At 39.6% G+C, this 13,714-nt stretch carries 9 protein-coding genes; 8 read left to right on the top strand and 1 reads right to left on the bottom strand.

Features of this window, described 5'->3' with window-relative positions:
- Position 1 precedes the first annotated feature (1 nt).
- The 6 genes from LQE94_RS12015 (at position 2) to LQE94_RS11990 (ending at position 8,362) form a co-directional block, all read left to right on the top strand.
- Entirely contained in the window at positions 2–874 is an 873-nt protein-coding gene (locus LQE94_RS12015; RefSeq protein ID WP_118738101.1) for a glycoside hydrolase family 43 protein, read from the top strand.
- 24 nt (positions 875–898) lie between these two features.
- Positions 899–1,864 (top strand): alpha/beta hydrolase, encoded by a 966-nt coding sequence (locus LQE94_RS12010; protein WP_118738100.1) that lies wholly within the window; start codon positions 899–901, stop codon positions 1,862–1,864.
- 89 nt (positions 1,865–1,953) lie between these two features.
- Complete coding sequence (locus LQE94_RS12005; protein ID WP_330638940.1) at positions 1,954–2,454, top strand: AAA family ATPase; 501 nt, start codon at positions 1,954–1,956, stop codon at positions 2,452–2,454.
- 232 nt (positions 2,455–2,686) lie between these two features.
- A complete protein-coding gene (locus LQE94_RS12000) occupies positions 2,687–3,667 on the top strand; it encodes a family 43 glycosylhydrolase (RefSeq protein ID WP_118688796.1) in 981 nt (326 codons plus the stop codon).
- Positions 3,660–6,857, top strand: a complete 3,198-nt coding sequence (locus tag LQE94_RS11995) for a glycoside hydrolase family 2 TIM barrel-domain containing protein (protein WP_240577798.1) — start codon at positions 3,660–3,662, stop codon at positions 6,855–6,857. The genes LQE94_RS12000 and LQE94_RS11995 overlap by 8 nt, the downstream gene beginning before the upstream one ends.
- A 98-nt stretch (positions 6,858–6,955) precedes the next feature.
- Positions 6,956–8,362 carry an MFS transporter gene (locus tag LQE94_RS11990; protein WP_118738097.1) on the top strand — a complete coding sequence of 469 codons (1,407 nt, stop codon included), beginning with the start codon at positions 6,956–6,958 and terminating at the stop codon, positions 8,360–8,362.
- On the opposite strand, the gene LQE94_RS11985 is transcribed toward LQE94_RS11990, so the two are convergent.
- A complete protein-coding gene (locus tag LQE94_RS11985) occupies positions 8,359–9,558 on the bottom strand; it encodes a helix-turn-helix domain-containing protein (RefSeq protein ID WP_118738096.1) in 1,200 nt (399 codons plus the stop codon). The two genes, LQE94_RS11990 and LQE94_RS11985, sit on opposite strands and share 4 nt — an antisense overlap.
- A 198-nt stretch (positions 9,559–9,756) precedes the next feature.
- On the opposite strand from LQE94_RS11985, the gene LQE94_RS11980 reads away from it, so the two are divergent.
- Both LQE94_RS11980 and LQE94_RS11975 read left to right on the top strand, forming a co-directional pair.
- Entirely contained in the window at positions 9,757–12,537 is a 2,781-nt protein-coding gene (locus tag LQE94_RS11980) for an alpha-L-rhamnosidase (RefSeq protein ID WP_118738095.1), read from the top strand.
- A 146-nt stretch (positions 12,538–12,683) separates the two neighbouring features.
- Positions 12,684–13,691: a family 43 glycosylhydrolase gene (locus LQE94_RS11975; protein WP_118738094.1), complete on the top strand. Its 1,008-nt coding sequence runs from the start codon at positions 12,684–12,686 to the stop codon at positions 13,689–13,691.
- Positions 13,692–13,714 lie beyond the last annotated feature (23 nt).

Genomic DNA, 13,714 nt, shown 5'->3' with positions numbered 1-13,714 from the left:
TATGAAGAGTAATGAAATTAATATAAGAGATCCATATATTATGCCTTATGATGGGAAATATTATCTTTATGGAACGAGAAGTGAAACTGCATTTGTAGGGCAGGCGTATGGTTTCGATGTATATGTAAGTGATGATCTGGAAAACTGGGAAGGACCTTTCGAGGTCTTTCACAGACCGGATGGATTCTGGAGTGAGAAGAGCTATTGGGCTCCGGAAGTGTATTATTATCAGGAAAAATTTTATATGTTTGCGACATTTGCAGATAAGCAAAAAGGGCTTGGGACAGCTGTACTTGTGGCAGAAAATCCAAAAGGACCATTTACACTCTGGTCAGATGGTTATGTGACACCAAAGAACTGGAGATGTCTGGATGGAACGTTATATATTGCAAAAAATGGAACACCATACATGATTTTCTGCCATGAATGGAGAGAAATTCATGATGGGACAATGTGTGCGATCGAATTGAGTAAAGATTTAAAAGAAAGCGTAGGCAAGCCATTTGTTTTATTTTCAGCATCCGAAGCAAAGCCATTTGTAAAGAGATATTTCTTCCGAAATTATGTCACAGATGGACCATTTTTGATTCGAACAGAGGATGAAAAATTACATATGCTCTGGTCAACGAATGCAAAGACAGGATATGTAGAAGCTATGGCATATTCAGATAATAATGAAATTAACGGAAACTGGAAAATTGACAGTCAGCCATTATATGATCACGATGGTGGACATGGAATGATTTTCAAAAGTTTTTCGGATCAATATTATCTGGTTTTACATTATCCGAATAAATTTGGAAAAGAACATCCGTCATTCATGCCGCTGAAGTATGAAAATGGGAAGTTTCAGTTGGATAAGAATGCAATCTGACAGTAGTAAGGGAGGCAGCTAGTTATGAATAAAGTGCAATTATGGGATGAATCGGAATACAATTACGCAGCAGCATGCGGTTTTATCCCGAACATGCGATTATATTTCCATGAAGACGAAGAAATACGACCATGTATGCTGATCGTTCCAGGTGGTGGATATACTGTGGTTTCTCCATCAGAGGGCGAGATTGTAGCAAAGAAATTTTATGAGATGGGATATCAGACAGCAGTTGTAACTTATACAACCAATCTGTTGCAGATGATTCCATTAAAAATGCAGCCAATGCAGGATCTGATGCGCGCAATCCGTTATATTAGAAAACATGCCGAAGAACTTCATGTAGATAAAGATAAGATCATGTTATGCGGATTCTCGGCAGGTGCACATGCATGTGGAAGTGTTGCTGTACACTGGCAGGAGTTTGAAGAAGCTGAGAGAGGGGAGTATGCATTTGTCTCAGCAAAACCAAATGCAGTCATTCTTTCCTATCCGGTAATTACTTCCGGTGAATACGCACATAGAGGTTCTTTTACAGCACTTTTAGGAGCGGATGCTTCTGAGGAAGAGTTAGAATATATGTCGTTGGAAAAACAGGTGACAGAAGATATGCCGCCATGCTTCTTATGGCAGACTGTAACGGATGAGCTGGTTCCGGTTCAGAATTCCTTTTTATTTGCACAGGCTCTGCAGGAAAAGAAGATTCCGTATGCAATCCATGCATTTTCAAAAGGAAAGCATGGATTGTCGCTTGCTGATGAAGCATGGGCAAATGAAGAGTTTGGAGAACCGTATACTTTGGAGCAGACTTTCGCATTAGGTCAGGCTGTGAACGATGGGACATTTCCAGTGCCGGATGAAGTGAAACAGGCTTTGAATGAGATGGCGAAAATGTTCACCGGACAGACGAAGCGTGAGAAAGAACAAGTGAATGAAGAAGTAAAGGATTGGCCGGAGCTGGCAGATGAGTGGATAAGGACGACACTTTAAGAAACTAATCAGGGGCGGAGATTGTCATTTCTTTCCGAGAGCCGAAAACTTGATGAGACAGATCAGGAACTATTAAATCAACTAAAGAAATGTCAAATGATTCACTGGTATACAGTATCAGAGAGCTTACAGAATTATTGGAGAAGCATTATGAGAAGAAAGTCATAGTGCTTCTTGATGAATATGATGTTCCATTGGCAAAAGCAAATGAAAATGAAAATGGTTACTACGATGAGATGGTATTACTTATCTGTAACTTGTTTGAGAATGGCTTGAAGACGAATAAGAGCCTGAAATTTGCAATTTTAACAGGATGTCTCAGGGTTGCAAAAGAAAGTATTTTCACAGACTATATGAGGAAAACAATCAGTATCAGAGATACTTTTGTGAAAAAACCAACGAAAGAGAACTTCTATCACGGATTACTTCTTGGAATTCTCGGTTTCAAGGAAAACTGGTCTGTCATGTCAAACAGGAAATCAGGAGATGGATTCAGTGATATTTTGATTCGTATCGAAGATGAGGATGTTGGAATTGTCATAGAGGTGAAATATGCATCTGACGGAAAGGTAGTGTCAAGTAAGTTATGAAAAAACTCTCGTTTTTTCACACGCCCTTTTTCTATTCCGTTATGTAAGGTGGCTTATACCTTTAGGCTGGTGTCGCTAATCGTCTCTTTCCAACCATTTACAAATAAAGTAGTTAAAAAGAATAAAATTACAATACAATATATAAAATTACAATAATTATACATCCTCAAATGTTATAGTCGCTTTAGAAAAACAAGAAACAAACGAATAGCAAGGAGGCGGTGTATAAACTATGAAACCATTTCTAAATATCAAATCCAACATCCCGGATGGTGAAGCTCATGTGATGCCGGATGGAAAAGTCTATATCTATGGAAGTCTTGACACAAAAGAGGATTCCTGGTGTTCCAATCAGTACAAAGTAATTTCGTCCGCAGATCTAGAACAATGGGTAGAGAGTGAAATCAGCTTTTCCATCAAGGATGTCCCATGGGCAGATGAGATTCAGGAACCTGCTTATCTGGATAATGTTAAGTCTTATAATGAACTTCCGGAAGCAATTCTGACTTTTCTCCCAGAAGAGACCAGAGAGATGCCGATAGATCAGTTTTTGCCGATTTTGAGGAATATACTGATAGAACAGCAAAAGAACAAGAGTCTGTTTGCACCGGATTGTATCTATAAAGATGGAAAATACTATCTGTATTTTTGTCTTTCTGACGATACGGAAGGAGTTGCAGTATCAGATTCTCCTACAGGGCCATTTAAAAATGCAGTGAAACTTCCTGTAAAAGGAATTGACCCGGCAGTTTTTGTTGATGATGATGGACAGGCGTACTATTATTGGGGACAGTTTTCTTCTTGTGGGGCAAAACTGAATCCGGATATGATGAGCATTGATGAAAGTACGATTGTAGAAGGGCTTGTAACGGAGAAAGAGCATCATTTTCATGAAGGAAGTTCTATGAGAAAGCGTGGAGATACCTATTATTATGTTTTTGCAGATATCTCCAGTGGAAGACCGAGCAGTCTTGGATATGCGACATCAAAGTCTCCGCTCGGACCATTTACATATCAGGGTGTGATTGTTGACAACATATCGCTGAATGAGGAAAGTTGGAACAATCATGGCAGTATTGAGGAAGTGAATGGACAGTGGTATGTGTTTTTCCATGTGAGTACAAATGGACAGTATCTAAGGAGGGCATGTATGGCGCCAATTGAATTCGATGAGAACGGATTGATCAAGAAGGTGGATTTAGAAAATGAATAAAAAAATATTCAAATGGGAAGATCTGTCAGTTTTAGGTGAGAATAAAGAAAAAGGACATGCAATTGCATTTACTTATGATAATAAAGAGGATGCCTGCAAAAAGAAAGAAGCAAAAACAAAATATTCTTTGAACGGAGAATGGAAGTTCTATTACCAGATGGGGACAGAACTTCCGGAAAACTTCGCAGAGAAACAACTCGATGATACAAAATGGAATACAATCACTGTTCCGAGTGTCTGGCAGTTAGAAGGATATGGGAAACCGTATTACTACAGTTCTTCCTATCCACAGGCAATCAATACGAAGAAAAAGCACATTCCGCAGATCAGTCATGAATTACAGGAATATGGAATTTACCGGCGTACATTTACAGTGCCGGAACACTTTAAAGAACAGGAAATCTTTCTTCATTTTGGAGCGGTAAAGGCGGCTCTTGAAGTGTATGTCAATGGAAAATATGTTGGGTACTCACAAGGATCCATGACTCCGCATGAATTTGATATCACAGATTATATAGAAAATGGTGAAAATCAGGTAACAGCAGTTGTCTGGAGATATTCAGATGGGACTTATCTGGAAGATCAGGATATTTGGTTCTTCGGTGGAATTTACAGAGAAGTATATCTGTATGCAGAACCGAAAGTGACGATCCGCGATTTTTATATGCGGGCAGATCTGGATGAAAAATACAGTGATGCACAAACAGTACTTTTCCTGCAGTTAAAATGCTGGGATGAGCCAGAGGATAGAACAGGAATAACAAACCAGGAATCTTATCAGGAAAAAATCCATGTGAAAGCAAGTATTCCTGAAAGAAACGAAGTACTTGGAGAGAAGGAACTCTCATTTGATACATTAAATCAGAAAGAGGGAAAGACGACAGAAATCCAGTTTCACCATCTCGTAAAAAATCCCTTGAAATGGAACCATGAGCAGCCCAATCTTTATACCATTCTGCTTGAATGGAAGATAAATGGGAAAACGTATTATAAATCTTTCCGTTTTGGATTCCGTAAGGTTGAAGTTGTTGGAAATATATTAAAATTAAATGGAAAAAGGCTTATCATACATGGAGTAAACCGGCATGATTTTGACCCGGATCATGGTTGGGCCGTTCCAAAAGAACGACATTTGCAGGATATAAAGATTTTAAAACAATTAAATATCAATGCAGTTCGCACCAGTCATTATCCGAATGATCCATATTTTTACGAACTGTGTGATGAATATGGAATCCTTCTGATGGATGAGACAGATCTGGAATCTCATGGAGTAAGGAGGATTCTCCCGACAAGTGATGAGCGGTGGACGAAGGCGTGTATTGACCGTGTGGAGCGAATGATCCTGCGTGACCGGAATCATCCGTCGATTCTCTTCTGGAGCCTTGGAAATGAAGCCGGCAAGGGCGAGAATTTTGTGAGAATGCGTCAAAGTGCTGAAAAGCTGGATGATACAAGGATTTTCCATTATGAAGGAATGTACGATAAAAGGTGTACAGATCTTTTGAGCCGAATGTATCCGGATGAGGTAGAATTTGAAAAACTTTGCAAAAAGCAGAAGATTAAAAACTGGACTGCATTTATAGCAAACAGTTTGGCAGCAGATGATAAAGATATCGATTGTCAGATGTATGAAAAGATGCCGGTTATTTTGTGTGAATATGCCCATTGCATGGGAAACAGTCTCGGAAATTTCAAAGAATATACAGATGCATTTGAGCAATATCCGCATATGTGCGGAGGATTTATCTGGGATTTTGTCGATCAGGCAATCCACAAGAGAAAAGATGATACAGATCAGTGGCTGTATGGAAGTGATTTTGATGAAGCGTATAGCCCGTATGGATTCCGAAAGAAAAATGCAAAAGGAAATGATGGAGCATTCTGTGCAAATGGAATTGTGGCGGCAGACCGGACACTCCATCCGGCAGCATATGAAGTGAGAAAATGTTATCAGATGCTTTCAATAGCTGTTGAAAGTATGCAGGAAAAGTCTTTTCGAATCTACAATAAGCAGATGTTTAACGGCTTACAAAATTATGAATTACACTGGGAGGCAAAAGAAGACGGAACACTTCTGTCACAGGGAGAAATCTCCCATGAATTGCTGGATCTGATCAGTCCGAAGACATCAAAAGTGGTGACTATACAAGATAAAATGGAAGGTGCGGATACAATTACATTTTGGTGGAAATTGAAAAACGATACAAAATGGGCCAGAAAAGGAGATGTCGTTGCATATGATCAGATAATTTTGAAAAATGTAATAAAAGAGAAGGTAAGAAAAAAGAGTGAAAATACAGAAAATATTACTCAAAGAAGGAATTTATCTGTAGTAGAAACTGAACAGGAGATTAAAATCAGCGGGAACCATTTCTTGTATAAAATAAAGGATGGACTGATCTGTTCTGCGCAAATCAACGGAGAAGAACTGTTTCTTGCACCGATGCGTCCCAATTTTTCAAGAGCTATGACAGATAATGATATTGATACGGCACATTTTGTTCCGGCGATGTTGAATTCTATGCCTGTAAAGAAGTGGCAGATGGCAGAAGAAAAGCTTCGATATGTAAAACATACAATTGAACAGACAGAAGAAAAGACAAAGATCAGAACCTATTGGAGACATCCACTCTGTAAAGCCCTTGTCATAGAGTATCTGTTTGGTTTGGATGGAGAAGTAGAAATCAGGATGGCAGGCATTTCAAAAAAGATTGATTTTGTCCGGATCGGAATGACAATTACGATGCCAGATAGTTTTGATGAGATCAGTTGGTATGGAAGAGGTCCATGGGAATGTTATCCGGACAGAAAAACAGCTGCATTGTTCGATCATTATTCCATGAGTGTGAAAGAATTAGAGCACAAGTATATGCGTCCGCAGGAAAATGGAACGAGATGTGATGTGAAAAAATTAGAATTAATTTCTAAGGATAGAAAAAGACTTTCAATCATTAATCTTAATCCTGGTGGAATGCTTTTTAGTGCATGGCATTACTCTCAGAGAGCACTGGAAGATGCCACACATAGTCATTTGTTGAAAAAAGAATGGGTGACAACATTAAATGTTGACGGCGCAATGTGTGGTGTAGGAGGGGATCTTCCGGGAATGCTCTCATTACATGAAAAATACCGGCTGCGGACTGGTGAAAAGCAGACAGCACATTTTAAACTCAAATTTGATGAATGAATGTATGATATTACAATAAATGGAATGATTTTACAATAAAAAGAATGTGGAACGTGATATTTTATAAGCACAATAAAAGTAGAAAGAAGGAAGAGAAAATGGCAAAGAAACCGTTGGGGAAAGATAAGTTCGGTGTCCAGAAAGTTATGAGGACAAAGGATTATCTTGGAGATTCATTAGGACAATTTTCACTGAATGCAATCTCAACAATTATTGGACAGCTGACTTATTTTTATACAGACAAAGTTGGTCTGGCAGCAGGGGCGATTGCAACTGTATTGTTGATCAGTAAGATTATTGATGCATTTACAGATCTGATCATGGGAAATATTGTAGATCATACGAAACCAGGTAAGGAAAAATACAGACCATGGCTTTTAAAGGCTGGTATACCGGCCGGTATTATGCTTGTATTGATGTTTACTGTACCAAAGACATCCGGAACACTTCAGATTGCTTATGCACTCGTAACCAATATTTTACTATCAGCAGTGCTTTATACAGCAGTAGCTATTCCATATGGCTCTTTGATGGCTGTCCGTACAAACAGTCAGGAAGAACGTGGAATTATGGGTACATGGAGAGCAGGAGCCGGCTATGTGGCAGGATTTATTATGGCAATTCTGATCATTCCAATTACAAATGCATTGGGAGGAACACAGAGTGCATGGATTAAATTTGGCGTGATTATTGGATTATTCATTATTTTAGCTTTTGGTATTGCTTATCTGACAAGTAGAGAAACGGCTACGGAATCAGGTACAGTGGCTGAAAAAGTTGAAGAAGAGGAAGAAGCGATTCCTTTCAGAGAGGCGATTACAAAATTATTTCATAATAAATATTGGGTGATCGTTCTTATTGTAAATCTTCTGGCTTGTATCCTCTACGGAACAACAGCAGCTGCGGGAACTTATTATTGCAAATGGATTTTTGGAAATGATAATCTGGTAGGATTACTTGGAGGAGTTGGATTGATTCCTACATTCCTTGGATTTGCCCTTGTAGGTGTGATGATCAAGAAACTTGGAGTTGTTGGAACATTGAAGTTTAGTTTCGGAATCGGTATTATTTCCAATGTGCTGATGATTTTCTTACATAATAATTTCACTGCATATATGGTTCTTGGATGCTTTACAACGTTTGCAACCATTCCTATGATGTGTCTGGTTGGAGTTATGACGACAATGGCAATTGATTTCAATGAATATAAATATGGTGTGAAAATGGTTGCGTGCTCCAACAGTGCTTCCAGTTTTGGAGGAAAGGTAGGAAGCGGAGTTGGAGGATCGCTGATTGGATGGATGCTTGCAGCAGTAGGATATGATGCTACCCTTTCTGTTGCGCCGGAAGCAACGAAGATGGCAATCTATGGATTTTCCTTCATTATCCCGTTAATTGAATTTGTGGTTATGTTTGTTCTTGTGAGTCAGTTTGATCTTGAGAAAAAGCTGCCTCAGATGAGAGAAGAGGTCGCGAAAAGAAAGCAGGAAACAGTAACGGACTAAGTGATCTGCTGTGTCTGTTTTCTGTATTGGGTAGGAGTAATTCCGTACTTCTTTTTAAATACATTCTGAAAATAAGCCTGAGAGGAGAAGCAGAGGTAACTGCTGATTTCACTCAGGCTTTTTTCTGTAAAGGTAAGCAGACTTTTGGACTCTTCTAACTTGCAGCGCATGATAAAACTGCTGATATCAAAGCCGAGTTCCTTTTTAAATTTTTTCGTAAGATAGGAGCGGCTTTTCCCGATATGTTCCGTGACATCACCAACCTGGATCGGTTCATTTACATGACGGGAGATGAACTGGACACAATCAAAAATTTCTTTGGACATTCCACCTGGAATTTTCCCTTTTGCAACACGCTCTGTAAAATCAATCAGCATGGAATAATTGAGATTTTCAATATAAGTGAGATTCTGTGAATGCTCACAATCCTGAATATAGACATCGGCCAGCTGATAGGCTTCTTCCAGATTCATTCCACCCTGAATGGCTGCACGTGTAGTGAGTGTTGCAATTGTAATGAAAATGTTTTTCTTTTGTCTGAGCGCATTGCCCGCGACAATCCCCTCCACAAGATTCTGCGAGCTGTTGAGAAGTTCTTTCAATCGTTTGATATCTCCGTTCTGGACATATTTCATCATTTCTTTTTCGTAAAAATATGTATTATGATATTTTTGATTTTCTTTGAGCTCCATGATTTTTTCTGTGTAAACACTGGATATCTTATCTGTCTGGCTCAATCTTTCCAATTGGAAATGCTCACTGACAGAGATTACTTCATCATTGATGCAGAAGTGTAAATAAGCAAGAACATTCAAAAAAGAATAGAGTGATTGCGGTGGAATGCTTTGTAAAAAATGTGAGACGCGGGAATGAAAGGAAGCATCAATGGTCCATTCCTTCATAAAATTGTGCGTATCAGATTCTGTTACCGGTGTACTGAAGACAGGTCCGACAATAAGACAATAATCGCGTCCGGATGATTCGACGTAACCATAATAAGTAAAAGAATCAGAAACAAAGTAGTCCGGATTCTTTTTGAAATTTAAAAAATCTGGAGAAGGATTATTTACAATAATATCAAACCCGGCATCTTCAGGATAAGTATAACTTTGATCCGACGCATAATCATAGCAATTGATTGGGAGAAAGGTGGATTCATAAAATAATCTGCAAAATGACTTAATATCCTTGATCATAAATAACCTCCGAAAAATGAATTTGATGTAAAAGGAATTTAAATACTGAAATATCCAACATATATGATTTTACAATAATTGAACTAATATTACAATAATCAATAGCTGGACGTATGATATTTTATACTCATGGTAAGCTGATATTTATAGTAACCAGAGTAATTTATATGATTTTAGAGAATAAGTGGGAGGAAATTTATGTTTATTCAGAATATAACTTGTGAATTTGTAAAAAATTCGATTTCGATTGATTGTCAACACCCAAGATTTTCATGGGAGATTGTTGCAGAAAAAAACAATGTTTTTCAGAAAGCCTGGCAAATGATTGTCAGAAATGAAGAGAATGTAATTGTATGGGATAGTGGTGTTCAGGAGACCTCTGATACTACAGATATTTCTTATCAGGGAGAAAAGTTAAAATCAACATCCGTATATCATTATCAGATTACTGTGTGGACAAATACAGGGGAAATGCTTCAAAGTGGAGAGAATTATTTTGAAACTGCATTTTTTGATCATTCTGACTGGAAAGCAAAGTGGATGGAGCCGGAGCCATTGCCGCAATTACCACAGAATCCTCTGCTTGAAGCGAAAAAAGAGTGGCAAAAGATTACAGAAGCAATGATGCACGGAGATATGAGTGCAATGAAAACAGAAGAGGATATCTGGGAGGCTTTGCCGATGGAACCTTATGATCCGGCAGTACAGATGCGCCGTGTTTTTCGGGCAGACAAACCAGTGAAACGAGCCCGTCTGTATGTGACCTCACATGGTATTTATGAAGTGAAGATCAATGGAAAGTCAGTGACGGACAGCCGATTAAATCCAGGATTTACAGCATACGACAGAAGGTTGAAGTATCAGGTCTACAATGTGGACGAATTGGTACAAAACGGAGAAAATGCAATTTCTGTGACTGTTGCGGACGGATGGTATAAAGGAAAGATTGCGCTTGGACACGGATGTGAATATGGAGAAGTTCCGGGAGCATTGCTACAGTTGGAGATGATAGATGAAAATGGTAAAAAACAAGTCATCTGTTCCGATGAAAACTGGAAATATTCCTTCGATGGACCGGTACGAAGTGCGGATTTATTCTTAGGTGAAACCTATGATGCAAGAAGATATGACGGGGAGCCATCCGAGATAGAGTATGATGATAAAAAGTGGCTTCAGGTGAGAACACATACAATGGAAAATCCAATACCGGAAGCGCAGATCAGTCCACTGGCAAAGGTATTTGAAGAAGTTCCTGCACAGAGCGTATTTGTTACACCAAATGGCGAAACAGTGGTTGATTTTGGACAGAACCTTGCAGGAACCATCCGGGTAAAGATTCAGGAAGAAATCGGCACAGAAGTGAAATTCGAACATGGAGAAATGCTTGACGGTCAGGGGAACTTCTTCTATGTTTTTGCCGGAACAAGCAGGGCACAAGAGGATATTTATATTTGCGGAGAGAAGCGGGAAGAAATTTTTGAGCCACATTTTACATATCATGGATTCCGCTATGTGCGCGTGACTGGTGGAGCAGATTGGAAGAAAGAAGATTTCACAGCTCTTGCAATCAGTACAGAAAATGAAGTAACAGGAAATTTCCAATGCTCGGATGAGCAGATCAATCAGCTGCAGAGTAATATTTACTGGAGCCAGCGTTCGAATAACATTACGATTCCGACAGATTGTCCGACAAGAGAAAAAGCAGGATGGACAGGAGATGTAGTGGTCTATGGGGCAACAGCATTGTATAATCAGAATATGACAGCCTTTTACGAAGACTGGCTCCGCAGTATTCGCCTGGATCAGCTGGAAAATGGATATGTGCTGGGAACAGTACCACAGATCAGAAATTATGTACAGCAGGGGGATACAGGTTCTCTTGGCTGGGGGGATGTCATACTGACACTGCCACTTCAGTTGTACCAGCTCTACGGAGACAAAGAAGTTCTTCAGGCAAATTACGAGGCGATGGAGGAATGGATGCAGTCCATGGAGCGTGCTGCACATGAACTGCCAAGTGAAGCAGTTCCTTATGGGGGATCACAGACAGAACAGAATTGTGATGAAAGAAGTCTTGAAAACCAGCGTTATCTGATCAATACAGGATTTCATTTTGGAGACTGGATTATTCCAAGTGTTGTGAATGAAGAGGGATTTACCGATGGACCGGCTTCAGCATTTCTTACAATGAATTATGTTGGAAGCAGTCTGCTGGCAGCAGATGCAGATATGTTTTCGGAAATTTCTGAATTAGTTGGAAATATGGAGAATGCAGAGAAATACTGTGCTTATGCAAACAGAGTCCGTCAGGCGTTCGAAGAAGAATATGTATCAGAGGATGGAAAGCTTGGGCAGGAGATGCAGGGAAATTATATTCTGGCATTGAGACATCATATGGTGTCACCGGAGAAAGAACCACTTCTTGCGGAAAGACTGAATGAACTTGTAGTAAAGAACGGATTCAGATTGGATACCGGTTTTATGGCTACCCCACATATTCTTGATATCTTATGTCAGTATGGCTATGCAGATACTGCATGGAAAGTATTGCTTCAGAAGCAGTGCCCGTCCTGGCTCTATGAAGTAGAACAGGGGGCAACAACAGTCTGGGAAAACTGGGATGCAGTAAGACCGGACGGGAAACTGGCAGGTTGTTCCTTCAATCATTATGCGTTTGGCTGTGTCGGAGATTTCCTATACCGGAAAGTTCTTGGTATTCAGAATACAGGAATTGGGTATGATAAGATCCTGATCGCACCGGAGTATGACTGTCCGTTTAAGTGGGCAGAAGGAACCTATCACAGTGTAAATGGAAACATTGAGTTAAGATGGGAAAAGAATAAAAATCAAGTAAAGATTTCCGGACGGATTCCGGCAAATACATCCGCATGCTTAAAGCTGCCAGATGGAACAGAAAAAGAACTTGGAAATGGATGGTTTGAAGTAAAAGCAGGATTAGATTCAGGCATAAAAGAATAAGATGGAAAGGGAATGCTGCCGTTAGGAACAGAATGTATCTGACAGCATGAAAAATGGTATTGAAAATGAGTGAAAAGAAAATGATTTATCCAGGAGAAATAATGCTGGACACAGAAGGAAAGCGGATTTAGGCACATGGAGCCGGAATGATCTATGAGAACGGAACTTACTATTGGTATGGAGAGAATAAAGAGTTCACAACCGGGAAAGATGAAATCTGGACCTGGGGAATCCGTTTTTATTCTTCCAAAGATCTGGTCAACTGGAAGGATGAAGGTCTGGTAATCCAACCGGATATAGAAGATAAGGGATCCAGTCTTCACCCATCAAAACATGTAGACCGTCCACATATTCTGTATAATAAGAAAACGCAGAAATATGTCTGCTGGGTCAAGCTGAGCGAGGAAGATGGATATTTTCTTATTATGACTTCAGAAAATCTGCTTGGACCATATAAGATGGAGAAAGATCATTTTCATCCGTTTGATACGTCAGTGGGAGACTTTGATTTGTGGCAGGATGAGAATGGAAATGGATACTTGTATTTTGAACACGATCATGCAGGCGTGATTTCAACAGGGCTGACAGAAGATTTTCTGGATGTACAGGGAGAGCATCTGGATATGTTTACAGGTCTGAAACCACCATATACAAGAGAAGGATGTACACACTTTGTGTATAAAGAGAAACATTATCTCTTTACCAGTGGAATGATCGGATATATACCAAATCCAAGCGAGATCGCGGTAAGTGATACTCCGCTTGGTCCCTATGAGGTATTGGGAAATCCGCATAGGGATGATTCGAGTAGTGCGTCGTTCAATAGCCAGATCTCTTATGTGTTCCATGATCCTGAACGAGAAGATCTGTATCTTGTGATGGCAGACCGCTGGGTACCGGAATACGTGGTAACGAAAGCAAAATATGAAAGTCTGGAACGTGTGATTACTTTCCAGTATAATTCAGAAATCCACCCAACAGAAGCAGACTATAAAGTTGCAATGGATGCCCCATTTCTTGGAAATGCGAATACTTCTATTGCAGACTATGTCTGGCTGCCACTGAATCTGGATGGAGAGTATCCGACGATTGAGTGGAAAGAGGAGTGGAGACCATATATGGAAGAGGAGATAGTTGAATATTTAGCTAAATAGCAGGAAAAGGCGGGGAGATATCC

Source organism: Mediterraneibacter sp. NSJ-151, from assembly GCF_022487435.1.
GTDB classification, from domain to species: domain Bacteria; phylum Bacillota; class Clostridia; order Lachnospirales; family Lachnospiraceae; genus Schaedlerella; species Schaedlerella hominis.
Note: the sequence above shows the minus strand (reverse complement) of the source record. Positions and strands in the feature narration are given on the sequence as shown.